This is a genomic window from Actinomadura sp. 1N219 (assembly GCF_044326405.1).
Classification (GTDB): domain Bacteria; phylum Actinomycetota; class Actinomycetes; order Streptosporangiales; family Streptosporangiaceae; genus Spirillospora.
This window is the reverse complement of sequence record NZ_JBIRAY010000016.1, coordinates 36,357-60,475: the sequence shown is the minus strand read 5'-3', so window position 1 is coordinate 60,475 and position 24,119 is coordinate 36,357. Positions and strand designations below refer to the sequence as shown.

Below are 24,119 nucleotides of genomic sequence, written 5' to 3'. Positions count from 1 at the left end.
CCCTGCGCGGCGACGTCCGGGTTCGTCAAGTTCGGCCGGGTCCGCCCCTGGGCAAGGAGCGGCAATATGGGGGCATGCGGGTGCGATGTGTCGGTGGGATCGTCCGGGACGAGGACGGGCGGCTGCTCATGGTGCGGCGGGGCCGTCCGCCGGGCGAGGGTCTGTGGTCCATCCCGGGCGGACGGGTCGAGCCCGGCGAGGACGACCCGGCGGCGGTCGCGCGGGAGCTCAAGGAGGAGACGGGCCTGGACGTCGTCGCCGGCGTGGAGATCGGGACGGTGGAGCGCCCGGGGCCGGGCGGCGTCGTCTACGAGATCCACGACTACGCGGCGACCATGGTCGGCGGGGAGCTCCGTGCTGGGGATGACGCGTCCGAGGTGCGGTGGATCTCGCCGGAGGAGCTGCGGCACCTGCCCGTCACGGACGGGCTGCTGGACGCGCTCGTCCTGTGGGGGCTGCTATGAGATCGAGGTCGACTGGGGCTCGGCGGTGACGGGCACGTCGTCCTCGTCGTCCGGGCCGGTCGTGACGGTCTGGACCCGCATCCGCCGCGCCAGCCAGACCACGGCCGCCGCGTACAGCGCCATCGGGACGACGTCGGCCACGACGACCTGCCACGGGACGCCGCCCTGCTCGATGTCCAGCTCGCCGACCGCCGCCGGGAGCAGGAACGCCATCAGGTTGTTGAACACGTGCAGCGCGATGCCCGACTCCAGCCCGCCCGTCTTCACGGTCAGCCACGCGGCGATCGCGCCGAAGGCGAAGATGTCGAGGATGCCCCAGCCGGTGTAGCCGTGCCCGGACGTGAACAGCGCCGAGCCGACGACGATGCCGGGCCACGGGGTGCGGAACACGACGCTGAGCGCGAGTCCGACGCGCCGCTTGGCCTTCTCCAGCGTGCAGGCGCCCACGGCCTGGAGCATCCAGCCGCGGAACACGTACTCCTCCGCCGTCGCCTGGAACGGCACCAGCAGGACGATCACGATCGCCGGGAGGATGAAGTCGCCCCAGCCGACCCACTGCTCGTTCCCGTCGGACTGGTCGTCCAGGGAGACGCCGGCCAGGATCGACGTCCCGTACGACACGACGCAGAACAGGATCGCCAGGCCGGAGCACGCCAGCATCCAGCGCCAGCGGAGTCGTCCGGCGACCGACGACAGCGTGCCGGGACGCCGCCGCTGGATCCCCCACGCCGCGAACAGCGCCACGGGCAGGAACACCGCGAGCGCCGCCAGGTTGAACGCCAGGTCGGCCGTCTCGTCTCCGAAGATCGAGTCCGACTCCGGCCCGGACGACTCGGGCAGCTCGCCCGTCGCCGCCACCCGGACGATCATTCCGACGATCATGAGGCCGAGGGCCAGGCTCATGCCGGCGGCCGCGATCACCAGCGTCCCCACCAGCGGCCGCCACCACCGGTGCACGTCGGTGCGCGCCAGCCGGTGGAACGGGCTCCCCTTGGGCGCGTCCACCTTCCAGTCCCGCTTCACCGGCGGCGGGCCGTACCCGCCGTACGCGCCGTACTCCTGCCCATAGGGACCGGGCGCGTAGGGGCCCTGCGGGTAGGGCGGCTGGGCGTAGGGAGACTGCGGTTGCTGAGGCGCGCCGTACTGCTGCCCCCATGCGGGCGGTTGCTGCGGATGCTGCGGGAACGCCTGTTGCGCCTGTTGCGGTTGTTGCGGCTGTTGCGGCTGTTGCGGCTGTTCTGGTGGGCGCGGCGGCTGCGGGGGCTGCTGCTCGGCGGGTGGCTCTGGTGATCGGCCGGTGGGAAGGTCGGGGTCGAGCGGGGCCCAGCCTTCGGCGTCCCCTGGTTCTGACACGTGCGACCCTCCCGTAATGCCTCGCCTACGTGGGACGAATCGTACGGGGTGTCAGTTCCCCGGTGGCGCATCTCCAAGCGCCGCGCCGCAGGACTACGGCGTGCGGGTCATTCCGGCGGCGCGGCCCTTCGCGGCGACGACGAGCGCCATCTTGCGGGACGCCTCGTCGATCATCTCGTCGCCGAGCCGCGCGGCGCCGCGCCCCTCGACGTTCACGGAGTGCTCGTAGGCGTCGAGAATCAGCTCGGCGCGGTCGTAGTCGTCCTGGGACGGGGCGAACACCGCGTTTCCGGCCTCGATCTGCGTCGGGTGCAGCACCCATTTGCCGTCGAAGCCGAGCGCGGCGGCGCGCTGCGCGACCCGCGTGAACGCGTCCACGTCCTTGATGTTGAAGTACGGCCCGTCGATGGCCTGCAGGTCGTGGGCTCGGGCGGCGATCAGGATCCGCATCAGGATGTAGTGGTAGGCGTCGCCCTCGGTGTAGCCGGGCGGCTGCTCGCCGACGACGAGCGTCTTCATGTTGAGGGACGCCATCAGGTCGCCCGGCCCCAGCACGAGCGACTCCAGCCGGGGCGAGGACGCGGCGATCGCGTCGATGTTGACCATGCTGCGGGCGTCCTCGATCTGGGCCTCGATGCCGATGCGGCCCGCGGGCAGGCCCACGGCCTGCTCGATCTGGGTGAGGAGCCGGTCGAGCCACTGGACGTGCCCGGCGTCCTGCGCCTTGGGCAGCATGATCGCGTCGAGGTTGGCGCCGGCGCCCTCCACGACCTCGATCACGTCCCGGTACGCCCAGTGGGTGTCCAGGTCGTTGATCCGCACCACCCGCGTCTTGCCGGTCCAGTCGCCCTCGTTCAGCGCGGCGACGACGAGTTTGCGGGCCTCCTCCTTGGCGGACGGCGCGACGGCGTCCTCCAGGTCGAGGAGGACCTCGTCGGCGGGCAGGCCCTGCGCCTTCTCGATGAAGCGGGGGTTGCTGGCAGGGACGGAGAGGGTGGTTCGTCGGGCGCGCATGGCCCGGATGCTATCCGGGCGATGTGAGACCCTCTCCACATGGGTGAGCTGAACGCGGCGCTGGTGGAGGAGGCGGCCAAGAAGTCGGGGCTGCTGTGGCTGGACCTGCCCGGCCTTCCGCAGCCCAGGGCCGCCTGGCATGTGTGGCACGAGGGGTCGGCGTACGTGCTGACCGGCGGCGAGGGCGAGCAGCCGCTGCCCGGCCTGCCGGACGCCGCGCGGGTGACGGTGATCCTGCGCAGCAAGGACAAGGGCGGGCGGCTGCTCACGTTCGCCGCCGACGCCGAGGTCGTCGAGCCGAGATCCGAGCTGTGGGACGCCGTGACGCCGATGCTGGCCAAGGACCGGCTGAACGCCCGGTCCCACGAGGGCCAGGTGGAGCGGTGGACGACCGAGTCGTGGATCGTCCGGCTCACCCCGGCCGAGGAGGTCGTGGAGGCGGCGGAGGAGTACGCGACGGTCCGTCCCGTCCCGACGCCCGCGACGACGGCGGGGCCGCCGCCGCGCCTGTTCGGCGGCAAACGCCGCCACGTCGACCGGTAGCCGCCGCCACGCCGCCCGGCGGCGAGGACCGCGACGGTCACATCGGCAGGTGGCGGCCCGCCGCGATGGCGGCCAGCTTGTCGGGGTTGGCGACGAGGTGCACGGCCCGGACGTGCTCGTCCTCGTCCAGCTCCACGCTGATCGTGCCGATGGGGCGGCCGTCCGGGCCCTCCACGACGAGGGCGGGCTCGCCGTTGAGGTGGACGCCCCGGATCCGCATGTCCTCGGGCTGGACGCCCGCGTAGGGCTGGCCGGTGACGCCGGTGAGCCAGCGGGCCACCTTCCGGTCGCCGTGGATGACGCGCAGGGCCGCCCTGACCTTGCCGCCGCCGTCCGTCCAGAGCGTCACGTCGGGGGCCAGCACCTCCATGAGCCGGTTGATGTCGCCGCCCAGCACCGCCTCCAGGAAGCGCTCGGTGGCGGCCCGCCGCTCCGTGCCGCCGGCCTCGAAGCGGGGCCGCCGCGCCTCCACGTGCTTGCGGGCGCGGGTGCCGAGCTGCCGCACCGACGCCTCCGAGCGGTCCAGCGCCTCCGCGATCTCGGCGTAGGGGTAGCCGAAGACCTCCTTGAGGACGAAGACCGCCCGCTCCAGCGGGCTCAGCGTCTCCAGCACGACGAGCATCGCCATCGACACCGACTCGGCCAGCTCGGCGCCCTCGGCGGCGACGTCCGGCGAGGTCAGCATCGGCTCGGGCAGCCACGGCCCGACGTAGGTCTCGCGCTGCACCCGCGCCGACCGCAGCCGGTCGAGCGCGACGTTGGTGGTGATCCGGACGAGGTACGCCTTCGGGTCGGCGACGCTCCCCCGGTCGGCCGCGGACCAGCGCAGCCACGCGTCCTGGACGGCGTCCTCCGCGTCGGCGGCCGTGCCCAGCATCCGGTACGCGACCGCGAACAGCAGGCCGCGGTGCTCCTCGAACGGCTCCGTCATCACGTCGCTCACGGTCCTCAGCTTCTCACGAGGTCTCGCGCCCCGTATCACCCCCCTTTGTCCCGGATCAGCGGGTCGATCATGGGTAGTGTCCGGACCATGAGCGGAGCTCCGACGCGGGTGTTCATCGCCCGGCTCGCGGGCGTCGCGGTGTTCGACCCGGCCGGTGACCAGGTCGGACGCGTCCGCGACGTGGTGGCCGCGCTGCGCCTGGCGCCGCGGCCGCCGCGGGTGCTGGGGCTGGTGGTGGAGGTCGCGGGGCGCCGCACCGTGTTCCTGCCGATCACGCGCGTGACGGTGTTCGAGGCGGACGCGGTGATCTTCGACGGGCGGCTGAACGTCCGCCGGTTCCAGAAGCGCGAGTCGGAGACGCTCGTCATCGGGCAGATGCTCGACCGGACGGTCCGGTTCCGCGACACCGGCGAGCCCGTCGCCGTCGTCGACGTCGCGATGGAGCCGACCCGGACCCGCGACTGGCTGGTCGGCAAGGTCGCCGTCCGCCGCCGGACGGGGCGTGGACTCCGCAAACGCGGGGAGAGCCTCGTCGTGAACTGGGACGACGTCGAGGGGTTCTCCGCCGTCGAGCACGGGCAGGGCGCCGCCGGGCTGATCGCCGCGTTCGAGCGGATGAAGCCCGCCGACCTCGCCAACATCATCCACGAGCTGCCGGAGAAGCGGCGCGCGGAGGTCGCCGTCGCGCTCGACGACGAGCGGCTCGCCGACATCCTGGAGGAGCTGCCGGAGGACGACCAGATCGAGATCCTCGGCAAGCTCGGCGTGGACCGGGCCGCCGACGTCCTGGAGGCGATGGGCCCCGACGACGCCGCCGACCTGCTCGGCGACCTGCCCACCGAGCAGCGGGAGCAGCTGCTGACGCTGATGGAGCCGCACGAGGCGGCGCCGGTGCGGCGGCTGCTGACCTACCCGGACCAGTCGGCGGGCGGGCTGATGACGACCGCGCCGGTGGTCGTCCCGCCGGACGCGACCGTCGCCGAGGCGCTCGCGCTGATCCGCCGCCCCGACATGAACCCGGCCCTCGCCGCGCAGGTGTACGTGTGCCGGCCGCCGACCGCGACGCCGACCGGCAGGTACCTCGGCACCGTGCACTTCCAGAAACTGCTGCGCGAACCGCCGCCGACGCTGGTCAGCGGCATCGTGGACGCCGAACTGGACACGCTCCGGCCGACCATGTCGCTGGAGGCCGTCGCGATGTTCCTGGCCACCTACAACCTCGTCGCGGGGGCCGTCGTGGACGAGAACGGCCACCTGCTGGGGTCGGTGACGATCGACGACGTCCTCGACCACCTGCTGCCCGAGGACTGGCGGGAGGCCGTGATGGACGCCGCCGCGGACGAGTCCGCGGACCGCGATCCCGAGGAAGAGGCTCTCCGGGGGGACATGCAATGACGACACGCCAGATGCCCGCTCGCCTGGACCAGCCGAGGGAGATCCGCCGGACGTTCGTGCCGCGCGTCCACTACGATCCCGAGTCCTTCGGGCGCCTGTCGGAGCGGATCGCGAGGTTCCTCGGGACGGCCCGCTTCCTCGTCTACATGACGGGGTTCGTCACCGTCTGGATCGTGTGGAACCTGGCCGCGCCGTCGTTCCTGAAGTTCGACCCGTACCCGTTCATCTTCCTGACGCTGATGCTGTCGCTGCAGGCGTCGTACGCGGCGCCGCTGATCCTGCTGGCGCAGAACCGGCAGGACGACCGCGACCGCGTCCAGTACGAGCAGGACCGTTCCAGGAACGAGCGGAGCATGGCCGACACCGAGTACCTGACCCGGGAGATCGCCGGGCTGCGGGTCGCGGTGAGCGAGGTCGTCACCCGCGACTTCCTCCGCTCCGAGCTCCAGCAGATCATGAAGGAGCTGGACGCCAAGGAAACGCCCCGCTGAGCGGCTACGCGGGGATCTCCTCGTCGGCGAGCTTGTCCAGGATGGCGCCGAGGGCGCGCAGGTCGGGCTCGTCCAGCCGGCTGAGCACGTAGTCGCGGACGCCCTGCCGGTAGGTCGGGGTCGCCTCCTCGAGCCGGGCCCGCCCGGCGGCGGTCAGGACGGCGTACAGCCCGCGCGCGTCGCTCGTGCACGACTGCCGGACGACGAGCCCCTCGCGCTGCAGCCGGTCGACGAGCCTGGTCAGGCCGCTGCGGGACAGCAGGACGCGGTCGGCGAGGTCGTTCATCCGGAGCCGTCCCGCCGGGGCCTCGCCGAGGTGCATCAGCACCTCGTAGGAGCCGAGCGCGAGGTCGTGGCGGTCCAGCAGGTCGGCCTGGACCCGGCGGGAGACGAGCGCCTGGGCGCGGAGCATGGTGCGCCAGACGATCAGCTCGGCGGCCGAGAGGGTGCTGCTAGTCACGGACCCGATCGTACGGCGGCGCCGCTGCCCGCGCGATGAACACGGGGACACGTCCTGTGCGGTGGGACACCCTGATTAGGAGGGAGGGGCGTCCGGTTCATACCATGGGGGCATGGCCTCCCAGTTGACGACCGAGCAGGTGACCGCGGCGCTCTCCACCGTGATCGATCCGGAGATCCGCAAGCCGATCACCGAGCTCGACATGGTCAAGAGCGTCGACATCGCCGCCGGCGGCGCCGTCCGCGTCGGCGTGTACCTGACCGTGGCGGGGTGTCCGATGAAGGACACCATCACCAGGAACGTCCGCGAGGCCGTGTCGAAGCTGGACGGCGTCACCGCCGTCGAGGTCGAGCTGGACGTCATGAGCGAGGAGCAGCGCAAGGACCTGCAGACCAAGCTGCGCGGCGGCGAGCCCGCCAAGGAGATCCCGTTCGCCAAGCCGAACTCGCTGACCAAGGTGTACGCGATCGCGAGCGGCAAGGGCGGCGTCGGCAAGTCGTCGGTGACGGTGAACCTGGCCGCCGCGCTGGCCGCGCAGGGCCGCAAGGTCGGGGTCGTGGACGCCGACATCTACGGCCACTCGGTGCCGCGGATGCTGGGCGTCGAGGGCTCGCCCACCAAGGTCCAGGACATGATCATGCCGCCATCCGCGCACGACGTGAAGGTGATCTCCGTCGGGATGTTCACCGCCGGGAACCAGCCGGTCGTGTGGCGCGGGCCGATGCTGCACCGGGCGCTGCAGCAGTTCCTCGCGGACGTCTACTGGGGCGACCTCGACATCCTCCTCATGGACCTGCCGCCCGGCACCGGCGACATCGCGATCTCCGTGGCGCAGCTGCTGCCGTCCGCGGAGATCCTCGTGGTCACCACCCCGCAGCAGGCGGCCGCCGAGGTCGCCGAGCGGGCCGGTGCGATCTCCGCGCAGACCCACCAGCAGGTCGTCGGCGTGATCGAGAACATGTCGTACCTGACGTGCCCGCACTGCGGCGAGCGGCAGCACATCTTCGGCGAGGGCGGCGGCCAGACGGTCGCGGACGCCCTGACCAAGACGCTCGGCACCCGCGTCCCGCTGCTCGGCCAGGTGCAGATCGACCCGCGCCTGCGGGAGGGCGGCGACAACGGCGTCCCGCTGGTCCTGTCCGACCCGGACGCCGGCGCCGCCAAGGAACTCCGCACCATCGCCGACACCCTCGCGGGCCGCAGCCGCGGCCTCGCCGGAATGTCCCTAGGAATCGCCCCCAAGCGGGACTGACCTCACTCCCAGGGGGGCGACCCCCTGGAACCCCCGTCACGAGCCGGTCGATCCTCACGCCACGGTGCGGGTTCGCCGTGACCGTGCGGGTCGCCGACGTGTCGCTGCGGTCGCCCGGCTCGGCGGGCCGTGCGACCTCCGGCGCTGGGCGCCTCCGGCCGCACGACCCGTGACCCCGGCTGAGGTTCGGTCGAGGAGTCAGGTCGCTTCCGAGTCGAAGGGCGGGCGTTCGCCGTAGGCGAGTTCGCCGCCTGCCGGGGCCATCGCGGGCTCGTCGTCGAACAGGCCGTTCTTGCTGTTCGGGAAGTCGTCGTCGTCTTCGAGCAGGTGCTTGCGGACGAACGTCTTCGGGTTGAGGTCGGCGATGTCGAAGTCCTTGAACTCCGGCCCGAGGCCCTCCTGCAGGTCCGCCTTGGCGGAGTTGGCCATCTGGCGGAACTGCCGCAGCATCCGGCCCGCCTGCCCGGCGACCTGGGGCAGCTTGTCCCCGAAGATCACCAGGGCGAGGACGACGAGCACCGCCATCTCACCGAGTCCGACGTCGAACAACCCGTCCTCCACACGCCGCCGAAGGGGACCGGCCCTGCGGCGGACCGGTCCCCCCAGCGTATCCCGAGCCCGGATGAACCGGACCTGAACATCCCTGCCAAGATCGGCGTCACCCTGCCGGGATCGGCCGCCCGCGGGGTCAGTCGGAGCCGAGCGTCACCTCGACCGTGCTCTCCTGGCCGTCGCGGCGGTAGGTGACCTTGACCTTGTCGCCGGGCGCGCGGCTGCGGATCTGCGCGATCAGGTCGGTGGCGTCCTCGATCGGCTTGCCGTCCACCTTGGTGATCACGTCGCCGGGCTTCAGGCCCGCCTTGTCGGCCGGGCCGCCCTTGGTCACCGGGTCCTGCCCGTTGACGGCCTGCGGCATGATCCGGGCGCCGCCGTCCTGGAAGCGCGGGTCGGGGAGCACGCCGAGCTTGGCCTGGCGCACGCTGCCCGACCTGATGATCTCCTCGGCGACCCGCTTGCCCTGGTTGATCGGGATCGCGAAGCCGAGGCCGATGCTGCCGCTCTGCTGCTCGCCGCCGAGGCCCCCGCCGCCGAGCGTGGCGATCGCGGTGTTGATGCCGATCACGCGGCCCTTCGCGTCCACCAGCGGGCCGCCCGAGTTGCCGGGGTTGATCGCCGCGTCGGTCTGGATCGCGTTGAGGAAGGACGCGTCGCCGCCGCCCTCGCCCTGCGTGGGCACGGCGCGGTTCAGGGAGCTGACGATGCCGGTGGTCACCGAGCCCTGCAGGCCGAGCGGGGAGCCGATCGCGATCACCGGGTCGCCGACGGCGATCTTGCTGGAGTCGCCGACGGTGAGCGCGGGCAGCGAGTGCTGGCCCTCGGGCTTGAGGACGGCGACGTCCGAGCTGGCGTCCGCGCCCTTGACCGTCGCGGGCAGCATCTTCTTGTCGTTGAAGACGATCTGGATCTGCCCGCCGCCGTTCGCCACCACATGGTTGTTGGTGATCACGTAGCCGCCGTTGACGATGAAGCCGGTGCCGCCGACCTCGCCCTGCGCGGACGGCACGCGGATGCTCACGACGCTGGGCAGCACGCGCTGCGCCACGCCCGCGACCGAGTCCGGCGGGCGGGCCTGCGCCTGGCCCTCGCCGCTGTCGCTGCCGCCGCCGAGGCTGACCGAGCCGCCGTCGTCGCCGTCGTCGGTCGCGATCACGCCGACCCCGGCGCCGACCGCGCCCGCCACCAGCGCGATGATCAGCGCGACGATCGCGAAGAGGCCGAGGCCCGGACCGCCGCGCGAGGACGACGGGAGCGCCGGGACGGGCGCCCAGTTCGGGCCACCGCCGGGCGGCATCCCGAAGCCCATCGGGCGCGGGCCGCCGGGCGGCGGGCCCATCGGCGCGGGCGGCGGCCCCATCGGCGGCCTGCCCGCCCCGGGCGGGGGCGGCGGGCCCTGCTGGTGGGACTGCTGCGGCCAGCCGCCGCCGTACGGCGGCCTGCCCTGCGCGGCCCTCGGGTCCTGGTCGTAGGGGACGAACCCGGGCCGTCCATGATCGTCGGGCCGGTCGGCGAACGGCCGGTCGAGGGGAGGCTTGTCGAGCGGGACGGGCGGCGGCTGCGGCATGTCGCGCGGCGGGGCGTCCTGCAGCGGGACCTCCTGCGGCCCCATGTCGGACGGGCCGCCGCGGGAGAGGACGTCCTCGCTGGTGTCGGGCGGGCCGCCGAGCGAGTCCGGCGGCGCGAAGCCGCCCGCGACGAGCCGGTCGCCGTTGGCGAGCTCCGGGTCGTCGCCGGACTCCAGGGCGTGGCCGAGCTCGTCGAGTTCGGGCTCCGGGTCGTCGTCGGACGCGTCCGGGGCCGCGGCCTCGGGGTCCTGGTCCGGCGGCGTGTCGACCGGCGGGTCCACGGGGATCTCCTGGTCGGTCACCGTCTCGGGAGGAGCCGCCGCCTCCTGCCGTTCAGGCTCCAGGCCGGGGACGACGTCCTCGTCGTCCGACGGCGCCCTGACCGGCCCGCGGTTGTCTTCCGTCATCCCCATCTCTCCTACCGAGCATGGTTCTCGTCATCTGTGCTCATCGTGCCCGGCCCGGCATGTGGCGAGCATAAGACCTCCGGGCAGGGCGCTCAGCCAAGTCGATCATTCAGTCGAAGGGGTTCGCGACCGCGGCGAGGCGGTGGGCGCCGCGGGACACGCGCGTCCAGAACGAGGTGGTGTCGCGGGGCAGGTTCGCGGCCACCGCGTCGGCGGTGCTCAGCGGGGCGTCGGTGAGGACCGTGTACACGTAGCCGTCGCCCGCGGAGACCGCCCAGCGGCGCAGGGACTCGCGGTGGAAGATCGTCCGGCCGCGCTGCGCGGTCTTCCGCCAGCCGGACAGGCCCCGCTCGTCGATCGTGCCGCGCTGCACGAACACCGAGACGGCGGCGAGGCCGTCGGAATAGCTGAGGTGGACGGCGCCGCCGCCCGCGTCGCGGCGCGCGTCGTGGAGGGTGAGGCGTCCCGGCAGGACCTTGGGGACGTGCCAGCCGCGGTCGCGGAGGGCGGCGAGGTCGGCACGGTCCAGCCGGTCGCTCCACACCGCCGCGGCGCCCTGGCCGCCGGAGGAGGGGAAGCGCGCGGCCCCGCCGCGGGGGACGCCGACGCCGTAGGCCGCCGGGACCTTCGCCGGCACGGCGTAGCTGATCTCGCTGAACCCGGCGGCGACCACGCGGCGGCCGGTGGCGTCGATCAGCTCGCGGTGCAGCATCAGCCCGGTCTCGGAGTCGATCCAGAACCGCCCGGCGGGGCTGCCGTCGTCGCGGCGGGCCTCGACGACGCGGGCGGTCCGGCCGCAGACGGCCGAGTCGGCCGCGCGGACCACCGAGTAGTTGCGGGTCAGCAGGTCGAGCGTCTCCGCGGTGAAGCCCGTGAGGTCGCCGGTGTCGGCGTCGGGCCGGTACTCGTCCCCGGCGCCCGTGCCGTACCGGTAGCGGACGCCGTCGCCCGGCGTGTGGGACACCAGGACGCGGGACGTGCTGGACCGGCTCCGGTTCCACGTCGTGAGGAACCGCCTGCCCTCGTACGGGACGCGGCGGGCGGCGTCGGCGGCGGCGCGCAGCAGGCCCACCGCGCCCGGGTCGCTGCGGACGCGCCGGGCCGCGGCCGGGTCGCCGGCGAGCGCCGCGACCAGGGCGAGCGCGCCCGCCAGCCCGCAGACCAGGACGGATCTGCGCCGTCCCGGGCGGGTCACGGTCTTCGCGATCACGGCCCCGGGGAGACCTGGACCTGGTTGACCGGGTCGGTGAGCGGGTCGGTCATCGGCGCGTCCCCCGAGGTCAGCGCGTGCTGGACGGCGTAGCGGTCGAACGCCGGGGTGACGGTCGGCGGGTCCTCGCCGCCGCCGACGACGTAGGACGCGCCGCCGAGGCCGAGGAACAGGGTCGCGGCGCCCATGACCAGGTAGCGGCGCCGGGGCTGGACGGCCAGCGCGGCGGCGGCGCCGCGTCCGGCGGGACGGTTGTCGCGCGGGCGCGCGGGGGACGGCTGCCTGCTCAGGCGGGACGCCGACCGGATCGGCCGGGCGGTGTGCTGGGCCGCGGCGCCCGCGAGCGGCTCGGCCCGCGGGGCGGGCTCCACCGGGACGTCGCCGGGCGCCGGCGAACCGGCGGCGGCGGGCAGGGTGCGGAGCCGGATCAGGAAGTCGGGGGACGGAAGCTCGTCGGTCTCGTCCAGCCCCCGCAGCCGGCCCTTGAGCTTGCGCAGCGAGGCGACCTCGTCCCTGCAATGGTCGCAGCACGCGAGGTGGGCGAGGGCGCGGTCGCGCTCCTCATGTCCCAGCTCGCCGTCGACCAGAGCGGTCAGACGCTCCCCCAGACAACTCACGCGGCCTCCGTCTTTCCCGTTCTGTCATCCGCGCGGTCCCGTCACCGCGCGGTGAGCACAGCTTTACACGCCCTCCGGCTGGGACCGGCCGCCTGCCGCGTGCAGGGCCTGGTCCTCGTCGTCGGTCCCCCTGCCGTCCACGTCACCGCCGTCCAGCTCCGCTTCCATGAGCATGGCGTCCGCGGGCTGGAACTCGTTCCGCGTGCCGGGCCGGCGCCGTGTCGGCGCGCGGTGCTCCAGCGCGGCGCGCAGCTGCGCGCGGCCCCGGTGGATGCGGCTGCGGACGGTGCCCAGCTTGACGCCGAGCGTCGCGGAGATCTCCTCGTACGACAGGCCCTCGATGTCGCACAGCACCACGGCCGCGCGGTATTCGGGGGCCAGCGCGTCGAGCGCGGCCTGGACGTCGGCGTCGAAGTTGCTGTCGTCGAACGCCTGCGCCGGGGTCGGCTCACGGCCCTGGAGGCGTTCGGCGGCGTCGTCTGCGAGCCCCTCGAAGCGGATCCGCTGGCGGCGGCGCGCCATGTCGAGGAACAGGTTGGTGGTGATCCGGTGCAGCCAGCCCTCGAACGTCCCCGGCGTGTAGTTCGACAGGGAACGGAACACGCGGACGAAGACCTCTTGCGTGAGGTCCTCCGCGTCGTGCTGGTTGCCGGTCAGCCGGTACGCGAGCCGGTAGACGCGCGCGGAGTGCTCGCGGACGACCTCGTCCCAGGACGGCGGCGCCCACTCTGCCTCGGGGGCGTTCTCGCGAGTGCCCGCGACGCTTGCAAGCCCCTGCCCGGGGCCGACCCCCACAGCGCTTCTGAAACTGAGTGCTGCGACTCCCATGGTGCCGGGCTGTTCCTCTCTCGTGAGCCAAGGTCTCGCCTTGGAACGGCACGGTCTCGCCTGGGCTGGGGCGGTTCTGGACCGACTGGGTTCTCGTGGGTTCAACCCGCGCATGACGGGTTCCTGCTCTGGTTACAACGCGCTGAAACTCCAGTCGGTTCCCTGTCAGCGATATGGTCTTTCCAGCATGAGCCAGGCGGGGGTCCCGCGAGGAGGCAGCCATCGACGCCGACCAGGCCACACTGGCCTATGTGGAGGATTTCCTCCCCGAAGACGAGCCGCTCCTGGACGCCAGGCGCCGCGGCGAGGAGATCGGCGCGACGCCGATCGGGCCGGCGGGCGGGGCGGCGCTGCGCTTCCTCGCCACGCTGATCGGCGCCCGGACGGTCGTGGAGATCGGCTCCGGCTGCGGCGTGTCCGGCGTGTGGCTGATGCGCGGCATGCCGAAGGACGCGGTGCTGACGAGCGTGGACATCGATCCCGAGCACCAGCGGCTGGCGAAGCAGGCGTACGCGGAGGCGGGCCTCGGCTCCTTCCGCACCCGGATGATCATCGGGCCCGCGCTGGAGGTGCTGCCGCGGCTCACCGACGGCGCGTACGACATGGTGTTCTGCGACGCGCAGAAGCGCGAGTACCCCGACTACCTGACGGGCGCGCTGCGGCTGCTGCGGCCCGGCGGCGTCGTCGCGTTCGACAACGCGCTGTGGGGCGGCCGGGTCGCCGACCCCGACCGGCGCGACCCGGACACCGAGGCGATCCGCGAGGTGCACCGGATGATCCGCGAGGACGACCGGCTCGTCCCGCTGCTTGTCCCGGTCGGCGACGGGCTGCTCTGCGCGGTGAAGCGCGACTAGCCGGTGGGCGAGCCGGAGGCCGCCGCCGGCGAGGTGTTCGCGGTGCGGCAGCGGGTGACGTGGCGGGGGACGTGGCGGCTCGTCGCGTTCCTGATCATGTTCCTCGCGTCGGTGGCGTTCATCACGGGCGGCGCGCTGCGCGGCGCCGGGGTGGCGAGCGTCACGATCATGATCCTGGGCGTGGCGGGGCTCGGGCTGTTCGGCGCCGGGCTGCTCGCGTCCGCCGGGGGGATGCTGGCGCGGCGTCCCGTCCTGGAGTTCGACGGCGGCGGGGTGCGGCGCCCGGCGCGCTGGCCGCTGCCTCGCCGGGCGGGGCGGGCGCTGCCCTGGCCGGACGTGGCGGCGATCGTGGCGCTGCGGCGCGGCGCCGCCGGAACCCGCCGCGGCGAGCAGGACTACCTGGTGTTCCTGCCGTCCGCCGAGCTGGCGGAGATGGCGCGGACGTCGGAACGGCCGCGGCTGGTGGCGCTGACGCTGCGGGACGTGCCGTCCACGGCGGAGGCGGTTCCGTGGTCGTTCGCGGTGCTCTCGGACTGGGACGCGACGCTCCCGCAGATCGTCAAGCAGGCGAGGCGCTACCGCCGCGTCCCGGTGATCGACCGCCGCACCAAGTGACCCGGCCGCCGGTCGGTCAGGAGGTCAGCCAGGTGAGGAGCAGGCGGGTGCCGTAGCCGGTCGCGCCACGCGTGAGCTCGGCGTCGTCGGCCGTGGAGCGGCCGGGACCGGCGATGTCGAGGTGCGCCCACGGGCGGTCGCCGGCGAACTCGCGCAGGAACAGCGCCGCCGTGATGGAGCCGCCGCCGTAGCCGCCGCGCCCGATGTTGTTGATGTCGGCGACGTCGGAGTCGATCGCGGCGCGGTAGTCGTCGACGAGCGGCAGCCGCCACACCAGCTCCCCCGCCGCGGCGCCGGCCTCGGTCAGCGCGCCGGCGAGCGCGTCGTCGTTGGCGAACAGCGCCGCGTGCCGCAGTCCCAGCGCGACCTTCGCCGCGCCGGTCAGGGTCGCCACGTCCACGATCACGTCGGGGGCGAGCGCGGCGGCCGCGTAGGCGAGCGCGTCGGCGAGGACGAGCCGTCCCTCGGCGTCGGTGTTCAGCACCTCCGACGTCGTCCCGCCGTAGTGGGCGATCACGTCGCCGGGCCGCATGGACGACCCGGACGGCATGTTCTCCGCGGCCGCGACCAGCCCGGTGACGCGGGCGCGGACGCCGAGGCCGCGCAGCGCGCTCATCGCGGCGATGACGGCCGCGCCGCCCGCCATGTCGGTCTTCATCGTCTTCATGCCCTCGTTCGGCTTGAGGGACAGGCCGCCGCTGTCGAACGTGATGCCCTTGCCGATGAGGACGACGTGCCGCTCTGCCGGCTCGTCCGGCACGTAGGAGAGCTCGATCAGGCGGGGCGGACGCGATGACCCGCCGCCGACCGCGACGAGGCCGCCGAAGCCCTCGTCCACCAGCTCCTTCTCGCCGCGCACGCGGACGGTGAGGCCCGCGGCCCCGTGATCGCGCCGGGCGACCCGCTCGGCCTGCGCGGCGAGCCACGACGGGTCCTTCTCGCGGGACGGGGTGTTGGCGAGGTCGCGGGCCAGCGCGGTGGCGTGGGCCCGTGCGGCGCCCAGCTCGATCGCGGGCGCGTCCGAGCCGGGACCGGCCTCGGTGAGGACGGCGAGCGTGCCGAGCGCCTTCTTCGCGGGCGCGGCGCCGATCTTGAACTCGTAGGCCGCGAGGAGCGCGCCCTCGACGAACGCGGCCAGGTCGCCGGCGGGCACGCCCGCGACCAGCGCGGTGCGGCCCTTGCCGCGGCGGGCCAGTGCGGCGCCGGCCTTGCGCAGGTCGGCCGGGGCCGCGTCGCCCACCCCGTACAGCAGCAGCTCCCGCACCCGGTCGCCGAGCCGGACCTGGGTCGCCGTGATCTCGCCGGGCTCGCCCTTGGCCCGGTGGAGCTCCAGCAGCTCGTCCAGCGTGAACGGCAGCGACCCCGCCACCTCCGCGGCGGGCGCGACCGGCCCCGCTCCGACCGGCACCGCCACGACCTCCGCGTCGATGTCGACCGCGGTCTGCGACACGGTGCCGCCTGCGGCGTGGACGCGGGTCTCGATGGGCATGGCGGAGATTCCCCCAGTTTCGTTCGGTCGGTTTTCTGGTGCTGGAATGGCAAGGGCCCCGGCGATACCCCGCCGGGACCGTCACCAACAAGCCGGGAACGGCTGAGCCGTCAGCCGACGACGCCCTTGAGGGCCTCGCCGAGCTCCTTGGCCTCGTCGGCGGACAGCTCGACCACGAGACGTCCGCCGCCTTCCAATGGGACCCGCATGACGATTCCGCGTCCCTCCTTGGTCACTTCGAGCGGACCGTCTCCCGTCCGCGGCTTCATCGCCGCCATGCGTATCCCCTTCCTGCGTAGGGCCGCGGCCTTCGCACACCGTTGGCCGCGTGGCCGCGTGTCGCATCCGCGTCATCAGTAGTGGTCCATTATCTCGTCTTCCGGGCGCGAAGTGGTAACGATCAGCCTCCAGATCGGAAGATGAGAGGATCGGCGGACGGCTTGACGGAGGGGACGACCATGGCTGAGACCGTGCTATATGACCTGACCGACGGTGTGGGGACGATCACGCTCAACCGCCCGGACGGGATGAACTCGCTGACGGTCGAGATGAAGGAGCTGCTGCGCGCGACGGTGGTCCGCGCGGCCGCCGACCCCGCCGCCCGCGCGGTGGTCCTCACGGGCGCGGGACGGGCGTTCTGCGCCGGGCAGGACCTGCGCGAGCACGGCGACAACCTCGCCGCCGAGAAGGGGCTGGACGACACCGTCCGCAAGCACTACAACCCGATCGTGCTGGCGCTGGCGGGGATGCGGAAGCCGGTGGTCGCGGCGGTGAACGGGGTGGCGGCGGGCGCGGGCGCGTCGCTGGCGTTCGCGTGCGACCTGATCGTCGCGTCCGAGAAGGCCCGGTTCGCGACCGCGTTCACCGGGATCGGCCTCGCGCCCGACAGCGGCATGTCGTGGACGCTGCAACGGCTGGTCGGCCGCGCCAAGGCCGCCGAGCTGCTGCTGCTGGGCGAGCCGATCAAGGCCGACGAGGCGCTGGAGTGGGGCATGGTGAACCGGGTCGTCCCGGCGGACGAGCTGGCCCCCGCGTCGGTGGAGCTGGCCCGCCGCCTCGCCGCCGGTCCGACGGTCTCCTACGGCGCGGTCAAGGCGGCGCTCGACTTCGCCGCGACGCACGACCTGGCGTCCTCGCTCGAACGTGAGGCTGAGCTGCAGGACGAGTGCGAGAAGACCAGCGACCACCGCAACGCGACCGCGGCGTTCCTGAAGAAGGAGCAGCCCGCGTTCGAGGGCCGCTGAGGGCTCCTCCCCAGCCGCAGGTGGGGCTGTCCCCACCGGAGGCTCGGGAGTGGGCGTCACTGTGCCCGAGGGGTCCGCGGCGGTTTCCTGGACGGCATGATCCAGACAACCGCCGTACCTCCGGCCGGGCAGGTCCACGACCATGTCGCCGTGGCCCGCGACGTGGTGAAGTCGTACGGGACGGGCGACGGCGCGGTGACCGCGCTGCGCGGCGTCTCGGCGGCGTTCCCCCGCGGCCGGTTCACCGCGATCATGGGCCCGTCCGGGTCCGGGAAGTCGACGTTCCTGCACTGCATGGCCGGGCTGGACGCGGTGACGTCCGGGTCCGTCCTGATCGGCGACGTCGACATCACCACGCTGTCCCGGACGGCGCTGACCAAGCTCCGCCGCGACCGGCTCGGGTTCGTGTTCCAGTCGTTCAACCTGCTGCCGATGCTGACGGCGGAGGAGAACATCCGGCTCACCGGGCGGCTCGGGAACCGGCGCGCGGACCGGCGGTGGTTCGACACGATCGTGGACGCGCTCGGCCTGCGGGAGCGGCTGGGGCACCGTCCGAGCGAGCTGTCGGGCGGGCAGCAGCAGCGGGTCGCGGTGGCGCGGGCGCTGCTGACCCGTCCCGAGGTGCTGTTCGCGGACGAGCCGACCGGCAACCTGGACTCGCGGTCGGGCGCCGAGGTGCTGGGGTTCCTGCGCACCGCCGTGGACGCCTACCGGCAGACGGTGATCATGGTGACGCACGACCCGCTGGCCGCCGCGCACGCCGACCGGGTGCTGTTCCTCGCCGACGGGATGATCGTCTACGAGCTGCACTCCCCCACCATCGACCAGGTCCACGCCGCCATGCGGCGGATGGAGGGCTGAGCGCGCCATGTGGCTCATCGCACGCCGCTCCTTCACCGGCGGCTGGAAGCAGCTGACCGCCACGCTGCTGGCGGCGACGTTCGCGATCGGGCTGATCGCCGGGTCGCTGCAGTTCACCTTCCGGGCGCAGGAGGCGGTGGCGGGCACCGACGCCAGCGAGTACGCCCGCGCCGACGTGCTGGTGCTCGGCGGGACGACCGACCCCGGCGACGTCTACGCCGTCCCGGACGGGCAGGTGCCGCTGGACAAGGTCACCGGCCGGCCCGGCGTGGCGGCGGTGGCAGGGGACGCGACCGTCCCGGTGACCGCCACCGGCTCGAACGGCAAGATCATCCTGCCTCCGGCGGGAGCGTCCACCGTGCTCCGGCCGTGGACGCCGGAGAACCGGCTCAACCCCTACCACCTGGACGAAGGACGCGCCCCCGCCGCCGACGGCGAGGTCGCCGTGACCCGCCACGTCGCCCGCGCCGGGAAGCTCGGCGTCGGCGACTCGATGCGGACGACGCTGCCCAAGCAGACCCGCCCGATGAAGATCGTCGGGATCGTCACCGTGCAGGGGCGCAGCGCCGTCGCGAGCGGCGACCTGCTGCTGGCGCCGCCGGAGACCGTCCGGCGGGCGGCCGACCTGCCGCCGGGGACGTGGCAGGGCGTGTGGGTCAAGGCCGCGCCCGGCGTCACGGCGGCGCAGCTGCGCGCCGATCTGGCCCGTGACCTGCGCGGCGAGGACGTGACCGTCCGGACGGTCGCCGGGGTGCGGGACGCGCAGTCCGCCACCCTGGACTCCGCGGGCGTGTCGGTCGGCGGCTCGCTGAGCATGCTCTCGTCCCTCGCGGTGTTCGTCGGGCTGTTCGTCGTCGCCAACACGTTCGGCATGCTGGTGCGGCAGCGGACCCGCAGGCTCGCGCTGCTCAGCGCGATCGGCGCCACGCCCCGCCAGATCAAGCGGCTGATCCGGCTGGAGGCGCTCGCGCTCGGGATCGTCGCGTCCATCGGCGGAGTGCTGGTCGGCTACCCGGTGTCGGGCCTGCTCACCGACCTGTTCGCCAAGGACGGCTTCGACATCTCCGTCGCCGACGCCGACTTCGGCTGGATCGCCCTCACCGCGCCCGCCCTCGCCGGGATCCTCGTCACCCAGCTCGCCGCCTGGCGCGCCGCCCGCCGGGCCTCCCGGATCGCGCCGATGCAGGCGCTGCGCGCCGCGAGCACCGACTCGGCCGGACGCCGCTGGCCCCGGATCATCGGCGCGCTCGCCGTCCTCGGCTTGGCGGGCATGTTCTACGGGCTGGTGTTCGCGATCAGGTACGAGGAGCCGCCGGGCATGGAGCGCACGGTCGGCGTCTGCATCATGATCCTGATGGGGTCCATGACGGCGGTGTCGGGGCTCGCCGTCCTCGCCCCGTTCTTCGTCGGCCCGCTCGGCGGCCTGGTCGGACGGGTCGGCACGGCGTTCAGCGGCGAGGCGGGACGGCTCGCCCGCGCCACCATCACCCGCAGCCCGCGCCGGGTCTCGTCGGCGGCGTCCTCGCTCATGCTCGGCGTCGCGCTCGTGTCCGCCACGGCGCTGCTCGTCCTGTCGGTGAACGCCCGCTTCGACGCCGCCGGGAAGGAGGTGATGGTGGCCGAGCACGCGATCGCCGCGACGGAGAAGACCTCGTCCGGGCAGGCGCCGCTCCCCCGCGACACCGTCGCGAAGGCGGCCGCCGCGCCCGGCGTGTCGCGCGCGATGGCGCTGACGGGCACCGGCGTCCAGCTCGTGGACCCGCCGCCGAAGCGGCCGTCGCCGGAGGAGCCGGCGGAGCCGGTGTTCCTCAACGTGACCGGCGCGGATCCGGCGGCGCTGCCGTCCGTTCTGGATCTTGGCGGGAGCCTGCGGCCGCTCCGCCCCGGCGAGATCGGCGTCGCGTCCACGGTCATGAAGGCGAACAAGCTGAAGAAGGGGCAGCGGATCGAGGTGCGGGGCGTCCGGGGGAAGATCGCGCTGACCGTCGCCGGGGCCTACCACGACCCGTCCCACCTGTTCGCCGAGCAGGCGCTGGTGTCCTCGGCCACCATGGACAGGCTGGATCCGGGCGCGGGGACGCAGGCCGTCCTCGTCCGAGGCGGCACCAAGGACGCCCTGACCCGCGCGGTCGCGGACGTGCCGGGCGCGCAGGTGCTCGACGAGTCCGGCTACATCAAGACGGCGGCGAAGGCGATGACCAACGGCATCAGGGTCATCTACGGGTTCATCGGGATGGCGCTGCTCCTGGCGCTGTTCGGGATGGCCACGACCGTGTCGATGAGCGTCACCGAACGGACCCGCGAGTTCGGCCTGCTCGGCGCCGTCGGCGCCACGGCGGCGCAGATCCGGTCGGTCGTCCGCTGGGAGGCGGCTACGGTCGTCCTACTCGGCACCCTTCTGGGGCTCGGCACGGCGCTCGGCACCGGCTTCCTGATGCACGTCGGGACGGGCAGCTCGTTCCTGGCTCCGAGCCCGCCCTGGTGGCTGTTCGTCGCCGTCATCGCGGGTGCGGCGGCCGTCACCATGGCGACGTCCGCCCTCCCGGCCCGGCGCGCCGCCGCCGTCCCCGTCCTGGAGGCGGCCAAAGCCGAGTGAGTCGGCCCTACTTGTAGGCGCCTCGTCGGTGGCAGCCTGTCAGGTGGTCGTCTACGAGGCCGCTGGCTTGCATGAGGGCGTAGACGGTGGTGGGGCCGAGGAAGCGGAAGCCGTGCTTCTTCAGCTCCTTGGACAGGGCCTTCGAGCCGTCGGTGTACGCGGGCATGTCGGACATGTCGGCGTACGCCGGGGCGTCGGGGTCGGCGTAGCGCCAGACCGTCGCGGCGAGGCCGCCGGGGATGTCGAGCGCGGCGCGGGCGTTGGCGATCGACGCCTCGATCTTCGCCCGGTTGCGGACGATCGAGGCGTCCGCCATCAGGCGCTCGACGTCGTCCGGGCCGAACGCGGCGACCTTCTCGGGATCGAAGCCGTGGAAGGCGGCCCGGAACGCCTCGCGCTTGCGGAGGATCGTCAGCCACGACAGCCCGGACTGGAACGCCTCCAGGCAGAGCTTCTCGTAAAGGCCCTGGTCGTCGCGGACGGGACGGCCCCACTCCTCGTCGTGGTAGGCGACGTAGTCGGGCGCCGAGAGGCCCCACGGGCAGCGGGCCAGGCCGTCCTCGCCCAGAATCGCGGTACTCACCCGACCCGTTCTACCTCACGCCTCGGACAAAGCGGCCAATCGGCGGAGCCCCAAGCGCATGAACGCCTTCACGACCGGACCGGCGACGAGCCATCCGGCGCGGCCGAGCGGGCCGAGCGGCAGGTCGACGCGTTCGGCCCATACGACGCGGCTGCCCGTGCCCTCGGGGACGACCTTGAACCACGCCTCGCCGCGCACCACGCGCCCGGTGTGCCGGACGGCGACCCGCCGGCCGGGCCTCCAGTCGGTGATCACCATCGTGTCGAGGAACCCGACCGGGCCGACGCCCGTCCGGGCCCGCAGGTCGTCGCCGATCTCGTGGCCGCCCTCCGCGCTGGTGAACGGCATCCACTCCGCGTGCCGCGGCCAGTCGGTCAGGACGTCGAAGACCCGGTCGGCGGGCGCGGCCGAGACCGCCTCCGCGTGGACGGCGACGCTGCTCACGGGCGGTCCTCCTGCGCGCCGCTCACGCGCTCCTCTTCGGCGTCGTCCTCGCGGAGCGAGGGCGGGGCGCCGTTCGGGGCCGGTTCCTCCCGGCCGTTCGGGGCCGGTTCCTCCAGGCCGTGCAGGGCGCCGATCGAGCCCGCGCCGTGGCGCAGGTCGTGGAGCTGCTGTTCGAGGAGGGCCACGCGGGCGTCGCGTTCGGACAGCGCGTGCGAGACGCGGCGCAGCGCCTCGTCCATCACCTGCGGCTGGTAGCCCCAGAACGTGCGCGGGAACCGCATGTGCGCGACGTCCGAGCCGGTGATGGGACGGCCGGCGGCGCCGAGCGGGAGCCGCGGATAGTCGGGATGGGTCTCGGCCAGCTCCCCGCCCCTGCCCATGGCGAGGACGACGACGGCGCCCAGCACCGCCATGCCGGCCAGGACGAGAACCAGGACAACCATCACGCTCCGATCTGCACGCGTCCCTCTGAAGGACGTTTCCCGAACCCAGATCGTGCCACGCTTTGCCGCATGGAAGTGCGAGAGCGGATGGTCCTGGCATCGGACGCGCCCCTGCCGGACGGCGCCGTGGACGCGGGCACGGCTCCCCCGGCGGACCGCGTGGAGCGGCACGCGGCCGCGGGGGACGTGGTGCTCGTCACGCTGGAGACGGACGCGCGAGAGCCTGATCCGGCGCTGCTCGCCGCCGCGTCCGTCTACGCGTGGCTGGGCGCGGCGCTGTTCCGCGTCCCCGAGTCGCAGGCGGACGGCGTCCGCCAGGTCCTGGACATGGTGGCGTCCATCCAGGGGACCCGGCCCCCCGCCGTCGCCCGCCGCGGACTCGCCTGAGCGCGGGACCTGACCGCGGGGCCTAGCCGCGCAGACGGTGCCAGGGGCCCGTGATCGCGAACGTCGCGCCCGGGTCGGACTGGCGGCTGGCGAACAGGATCCGGCCGTCCGGCGAGAACGTGACGCCGGCGAACTCGCTGCCGTTGAGGGCGTTGCGGGCGAACGCGAACGGCTGGTTCTTCCGCGTGGTGCCGACGAGGTACTGCTCGCCGTCGCCGTCCTCGGCCAGGATCACGCCGCCGCCGTACGGGGAGACGGTGATGTTGTCAGGTCCGTCGAAGCGGCCGCCCGGCTTGAAGATGAGCTGGAGCTCGATCTCGTTGCGGCGCGGGTCGTACGTCCAGACCTGCCCGGCGTGGTCGCCCGCCGCGCCGTCCTCCTTGCTGGAGAAGCTGGCCACGAAGTACGCCTTGCCGTGCCCCCACCAGGCGCCTTCGAGCTTCTGGCTCCGCGTGATCGACTCGAACTGCTTGCGGACGGACGTCTGCTTCGCGGACGGGTCAGGCACGTCCACCCACTGGGCGCGCAGCTTCGTCCCGGGCTCGGTGACGAGCGACAGGTCCGGGACGCTCGGCACGTTCAGCGCCTCCAGCTCCCCGCCCTTCAGGTAGGCGTGGTAGCCGCCGCGGTGGGCCTTCGGACGGAACCGGTAGAACAGCCCGAACGGCTTGGACGCGTCCTCGGTCAGGTAGGCGGTGAGGGTGTGCGGGTCGACCGCGACGGCCTCGTGCGCGAACCGGCCGAGACCGGTCAGCGGGACCGGCTTGGTGCGCCTGCCGTACGGGTCGACCTCGAAGACCCAGCCGTGGCTCTTGGTCTCGCCCTTGAAGCCCTCCGTCTCCTCGCAGGTCAGCCACGTCCCCCACGGGGTGCGGCCGCCCGCGCAGTTCACGGCCGTCCCGGCGAGGCTGACGTACTGCGACACCAGGTCGCCGTCGCCGTCGACCAGCAGGTTGGTGGTGCCGCCGTTGGCCGCCGGGTCGTAGGTCAGTTCGGGCGGCGCGACGGCGCGGGTGCCGTTGTTGCTCTGCTCGTGGTTGCGGACGAGGATCGTCTGCCCCCGGCGGCCGCTGCCGCGCTCGCGGGCCCGCTCCTGGTCGCTGAAGTTCGGCCAGTCCGGGAATCCGGGGTGGTCGGGCCAGTGCGGGAAGTGGTCGTGGCCGCCGCGCGCGGGGAACGTGGCCGTCCCGTCGTGGTGGCCGGGGACGACGACGCCGTCCGAGATGGGCTCGCCTTCCACCGACAGCGTCTTGTACGAGAAACCCTTGGGCAGGTCGAGGACGCCCTTGGGGTCGGGGACGAGCGGGCCGTAGCCGTACGCCTCTCCGGTGTCGGCGCCCGCGGAGGTCTGGAAGATTCCGTCCAGGCTTCCGGCGAGGGCTATGGACAGCGCGCCGGCCGCGCCGCCCTTGACGACTCCGCGACGGGTCACGGACATGGGCACTCCTTCACGTGAGGGGATCACGCGGGAGCCTGGTCGGCGGCCCTTAACCGGTGGTGAAC

General features: G+C 73.4%; 25 protein-coding genes and 1 pseudogene. 11 read left to right on the top strand and 15 right to left on the bottom strand.

Annotated features, from left to right (window positions below; translation table 11 throughout):
• The first annotated feature begins 74 nt into the window (after nt 1–74).
• A complete protein-coding gene (locus ACH35V_RS35795; protein WP_395979303.1) occupies nt 75–464 on the top strand; it encodes an NUDIX hydrolase in 390 nt (129 codons plus the stop codon).
• Here ACH35V_RS35795 and ACH35V_RS35790 read toward each other — a convergent pair.
• Nucleotides 459–1,817, bottom strand: a complete 1,359-nt coding sequence (locus ACH35V_RS35790; protein WP_395979302.1) for a type II CAAX prenyl endopeptidase Rce1 family protein — start codon at nt 1,815–1,817, stop codon at nt 459–461. The genes ACH35V_RS35795 and ACH35V_RS35790 overlap by 6 nt on opposite strands.
• 93 nt (nt 1,818–1,910) lie before the next feature.
• On the bottom strand, nt 1,911–2,831 hold the full coding sequence (locus ACH35V_RS35785) for an HpcH/HpaI aldolase/citrate lyase family protein (protein ID WP_395979301.1): 921 nt from the start codon (nt 2,829–2,831) through the stop codon (nt 1,911–1,913).
• Between the two features lie 39 nt (nt 2,832–2,870).
• Here ACH35V_RS35785 and ACH35V_RS35780 point away from each other — a divergent pair, with 39 nt between their 5' ends.
• Entirely contained in the window at nt 2,871–3,374 is a 504-nt protein-coding gene (locus ACH35V_RS35780) for a hypothetical protein (protein ID WP_395979300.1), read from the top strand.
• Nucleotides 3,375–3,411: 37 nt separating this feature from the next.
• On the opposite strand, the gene ACH35V_RS35775 is transcribed toward ACH35V_RS35780, so the two are convergent.
• Nucleotides 3,412–4,317, bottom strand: a complete 906-nt coding sequence (locus ACH35V_RS35775) for an RNA polymerase sigma-70 factor (protein ID WP_395979299.1) — start codon at nt 4,315–4,317, stop codon at nt 3,412–3,414.
• An 87-nt stretch (nt 4,318–4,404) separates the two neighbouring features.
• Between ACH35V_RS35775 and ACH35V_RS35770 the strand changes: the two genes are divergently transcribed.
• Both ACH35V_RS35770 and ACH35V_RS35765 read left to right on the top strand, forming a co-directional pair.
• Nucleotides 4,405–5,712: a magnesium transporter MgtE N-terminal domain-containing protein gene (locus ACH35V_RS35770; RefSeq protein WP_395979298.1), complete on the top strand. Its 1,308-nt coding sequence runs from the start codon at nt 4,405–4,407 to the stop codon at nt 5,710–5,712.
• Nucleotides 5,709–6,203 carry a DUF1003 domain-containing protein gene (locus tag ACH35V_RS35765; RefSeq protein WP_395979297.1) on the top strand — a complete coding sequence of 165 codons (495 nt, stop codon included), beginning with the start codon at nt 5,709–5,711 and terminating at the stop codon, nt 6,201–6,203. The genes ACH35V_RS35770 and ACH35V_RS35765 overlap by 4 nt, the downstream gene beginning before the upstream one ends.
• A gap of 4 nt (nt 6,204–6,207) precedes the next feature.
• Here the strand turns inward: ACH35V_RS35765 and ACH35V_RS35760 are convergent, their stop codons facing one another.
• Nucleotides 6,208–6,663, bottom strand: coding sequence for a MarR family winged helix-turn-helix transcriptional regulator (locus ACH35V_RS35760; RefSeq protein ID WP_395979296.1), 456 nt, complete (start codon nt 6,661–6,663; stop codon nt 6,208–6,210).
• Between the two features lie 112 nt (nt 6,664–6,775).
• On the opposite strand from ACH35V_RS35760, the gene ACH35V_RS35755 reads away from it, so the two are divergent.
• The gene (locus tag ACH35V_RS35755; RefSeq protein ID WP_395979295.1) at nt 6,776–7,915 is read left to right on the top strand and encodes an Mrp/NBP35 family ATP-binding protein; all 1,140 of its coding nucleotides are present in this window, start codon (nt 6,776–6,778) and stop codon (nt 7,913–7,915) included.
• Nucleotides 7,916–8,113: 198 nt separating this feature from the next.
• Here ACH35V_RS35755 and ACH35V_RS35750 read toward each other — a convergent pair whose 3' ends face one another.
• From ACH35V_RS35750 to sigE, 5 genes and pseudogenes are all read right to left on the bottom strand, one after another.
• The gene (locus tag ACH35V_RS35750) at nt 8,114–8,464 is read right to left on the bottom strand and encodes a sec-independent translocase (protein WP_395979294.1); all 351 of its coding nucleotides are present in this window, start codon (nt 8,462–8,464) and stop codon (nt 8,114–8,116) included.
• Between the two features lie 139 nt (nt 8,465–8,603).
• Entirely contained in the window at nt 8,604–10,445 is a 1,842-nt protein-coding gene (locus tag ACH35V_RS35745; protein ID WP_395979293.1) for a S1C family serine protease, read from the bottom strand.
• A gap of 109 nt (nt 10,446–10,554) precedes the next feature.
• A complete protein-coding gene (locus ACH35V_RS35740) occupies nt 10,555–11,655 on the bottom strand; it encodes a MucB/RseB C-terminal domain-containing protein (RefSeq protein ID WP_395979292.1) in 1,101 nt (366 codons plus the stop codon).
• Entirely contained in the window at nt 11,652–12,272 is a 621-nt protein-coding gene (locus ACH35V_RS35735) for an anti-sigma factor family protein (RefSeq protein ID WP_395979291.1), read from the bottom strand. Before ACH35V_RS35735 ends, ACH35V_RS35740 begins: the two co-directional genes overlap by 4 nt.
• Nucleotides 12,273–12,488: 216 nt before the next feature.
• Nucleotides 12,489–13,100, bottom strand: a pseudogene (sigE, locus tag ACH35V_RS35730) (RNA polymerase sigma factor SigE); the annotation flags it as partial.
• A 251-nt stretch (nt 13,101–13,351) separates the two neighbouring features.
• On the opposite strand from sigE, the gene ACH35V_RS35725 reads away from it, so the two are divergent.
• Nucleotides 13,352–13,954: an O-methyltransferase gene (locus tag ACH35V_RS35725; RefSeq protein ID WP_395979290.1), complete on the top strand. Its 603-nt coding sequence runs from the start codon at nt 13,352–13,354 to the stop codon at nt 13,952–13,954.
• 3 nt (nt 13,955–13,957) lie between these two features.
• Nucleotides 13,958–14,569, top strand: a complete 612-nt coding sequence (locus ACH35V_RS35720; RefSeq protein ID WP_395979289.1) for a hypothetical protein — start codon at nt 13,958–13,960, stop codon at nt 14,567–14,569.
• A gap of 16 nt (nt 14,570–14,585) precedes the next feature.
• On the opposite strand, the gene ACH35V_RS35715 is transcribed toward ACH35V_RS35720, so the two are convergent.
• Nucleotides 14,586–16,058 carry a leucyl aminopeptidase family protein gene (locus ACH35V_RS35715; protein WP_395979288.1) on the bottom strand — a complete coding sequence of 491 codons (1,473 nt, stop codon included), beginning with the start codon at nt 16,056–16,058 and terminating at the stop codon, nt 14,586–14,588.
• Nucleotides 16,059–16,168: 110 nt separating this feature from the next.
• A complete protein-coding gene (locus ACH35V_RS35710) occupies nt 16,169–16,336 on the bottom strand; it encodes a DUF3117 domain-containing protein (RefSeq protein ID WP_083946426.1) in 168 nt (55 codons plus the stop codon).
• Between the two features lie 180 nt (nt 16,337–16,516).
• Here ACH35V_RS35710 and ACH35V_RS35705 point away from each other — a divergent pair, with 180 nt between their 5' ends.
• The 3 genes from ACH35V_RS35705 (at nt 16,517) to ACH35V_RS35695 (ending at nt 20,759) form a co-directional block, all read left to right on the top strand.
• Nucleotides 16,517–17,302: an enoyl-CoA hydratase-related protein gene (locus tag ACH35V_RS35705; protein ID WP_395979287.1), complete on the top strand. Its 786-nt coding sequence runs from the start codon at nt 16,517–16,519 to the stop codon at nt 17,300–17,302.
• A gap of 96 nt (nt 17,303–17,398) precedes the next feature.
• Entirely contained in the window at nt 17,399–18,163 is a 765-nt protein-coding gene (locus tag ACH35V_RS35700; protein ID WP_395979286.1) for an ABC transporter ATP-binding protein, read from the top strand.
• A gap of 7 nt (nt 18,164–18,170) precedes the next feature.
• Nucleotides 18,171–20,759 (top strand): FtsX-like permease family protein, encoded by a 2,589-nt coding sequence (locus ACH35V_RS35695; RefSeq protein ID WP_395979285.1) that lies wholly within the window; start codon nt 18,171–18,173, stop codon nt 20,757–20,759.
• Nucleotides 20,760–20,766: 7 nt separating this feature from the next.
• Here the strand turns inward: ACH35V_RS35695 and ACH35V_RS35690 are convergent, their stop codons facing one another.
• The 3 genes from ACH35V_RS35690 to ACH35V_RS35680 are packed head-to-tail and all read right to left on the bottom strand — an operon-like array spanning nt 20,767 to nt 22,229.
• On the bottom strand, nt 20,767–21,342 hold the full coding sequence (locus tag ACH35V_RS35690; protein ID WP_395979284.1) for a DNA-3-methyladenine glycosylase I: 576 nt from the start codon (nt 21,340–21,342) through the stop codon (nt 20,767–20,769).
• A gap of 15 nt (nt 21,343–21,357) precedes the next feature.
• Nucleotides 21,358–21,786, bottom strand: a complete 429-nt coding sequence (locus ACH35V_RS35685) for an SRPBCC family protein (RefSeq protein ID WP_395979283.1) — start codon at nt 21,784–21,786, stop codon at nt 21,358–21,360.
• Entirely contained in the window at nt 21,783–22,229 is a 447-nt protein-coding gene (locus ACH35V_RS35680; protein WP_395979282.1) for a hypothetical protein, read from the bottom strand. Before ACH35V_RS35680 ends, ACH35V_RS35685 begins: the two co-directional genes overlap by 4 nt.
• A gap of 69 nt (nt 22,230–22,298) precedes the next feature.
• Between ACH35V_RS35680 and ACH35V_RS35675 the strand changes: the two genes are divergently transcribed.
• On the top strand, nt 22,299–22,616 hold the full coding sequence (locus ACH35V_RS35675; RefSeq protein ID WP_395979281.1) for a hypothetical protein: 318 nt from the start codon (nt 22,299–22,301) through the stop codon (nt 22,614–22,616).
• A 22-nt stretch (nt 22,617–22,638) separates the two neighbouring features.
• Here the strand turns inward: ACH35V_RS35675 and ACH35V_RS35670 are convergent, their stop codons facing one another.
• Nucleotides 22,639–24,054, bottom strand: a complete 1,416-nt coding sequence (locus ACH35V_RS35670; RefSeq protein WP_395979280.1) for an alkaline phosphatase PhoX — start codon at nt 24,052–24,054, stop codon at nt 22,639–22,641.
• Nucleotides 24,055–24,119 lie beyond the last annotated feature (65 nt).

What these genes read in the sequence shown, in the direction of transcription:
- ACH35V_RS35795 (WP_395979303.1), top strand. Translation starts at nt 75, where the DNA reads ATGCGGGTGCGATGTGTCGGTGGGATCGTCCGGGACGAGGACGGGCGG.
- ACH35V_RS35785 (WP_395979301.1), bottom strand. Translation starts at nt 2,831, where the DNA reads ATGCGCGCCCGACGAACCACCCTCTCCGTCCCTGCCAGCAACCCCCGC.
- ACH35V_RS35780 (WP_395979300.1), top strand. Translation starts at nt 2,871, where the DNA reads ATGGGTGAGCTGAACGCGGCGCTGGTGGAGGAGGCGGCCAAGAAGTCG.
- ACH35V_RS35770 (WP_395979298.1), top strand. Translation starts at nt 4,405, where the DNA reads ATGAGCGGAGCTCCGACGCGGGTGTTCATCGCCCGGCTCGCGGGCGTC.
- ACH35V_RS35765 (WP_395979297.1), top strand. Translation starts at nt 5,709, where the DNA reads ATGACGACACGCCAGATGCCCGCTCGCCTGGACCAGCCGAGGGAGATC.
- ACH35V_RS35755 (WP_395979295.1), top strand. Translation starts at nt 6,776, where the DNA reads ATGGCCTCCCAGTTGACGACCGAGCAGGTGACCGCGGCGCTCTCCACC.
- ACH35V_RS35745 (WP_395979293.1), bottom strand. Translation starts at nt 10,445, where the DNA reads ATGACGGAAGACAACCGCGGGCCGGTCAGGGCGCCGTCGGACGACGAG.
- ACH35V_RS35715 (WP_395979288.1), bottom strand. Translation starts at nt 16,058, where the DNA reads ATGCCCATCGAGACCCGCGTCCACGCCGCAGGCGGCACCGTGTCGCAG.
- ACH35V_RS35710 (WP_083946426.1), bottom strand. Translation starts at nt 16,336, where the DNA reads ATGGCGGCGATGAAGCCGCGGACGGGAGACGGTCCGCTCGAAGTGACC.
- ACH35V_RS35705 (WP_395979287.1), top strand. Translation starts at nt 16,517, where the DNA reads ATGGCTGAGACCGTGCTATATGACCTGACCGACGGTGTGGGGACGATC.
- ACH35V_RS35700 (WP_395979286.1), top strand. Translation starts at nt 17,399, where the DNA reads ATGATCCAGACAACCGCCGTACCTCCGGCCGGGCAGGTCCACGACCAT.
- ACH35V_RS35695 (WP_395979285.1), top strand. Translation starts at nt 18,171, where the DNA reads ATGTGGCTCATCGCACGCCGCTCCTTCACCGGCGGCTGGAAGCAGCTG.
- ACH35V_RS35680 (WP_395979282.1), bottom strand. Translation starts at nt 22,229, where the DNA reads ATGGTTGTCCTGGTTCTCGTCCTGGCCGGCATGGCGGTGCTGGGCGCC.
- ACH35V_RS35675 (WP_395979281.1), top strand. Translation starts at nt 22,299, where the DNA reads ATGGAAGTGCGAGAGCGGATGGTCCTGGCATCGGACGCGCCCCTGCCG.
- ACH35V_RS35670 (WP_395979280.1), bottom strand. Translation starts at nt 24,054, where the DNA reads ATGTCCGTGACCCGTCGCGGAGTCGTCAAGGGCGGCGCGGCCGGCGCG.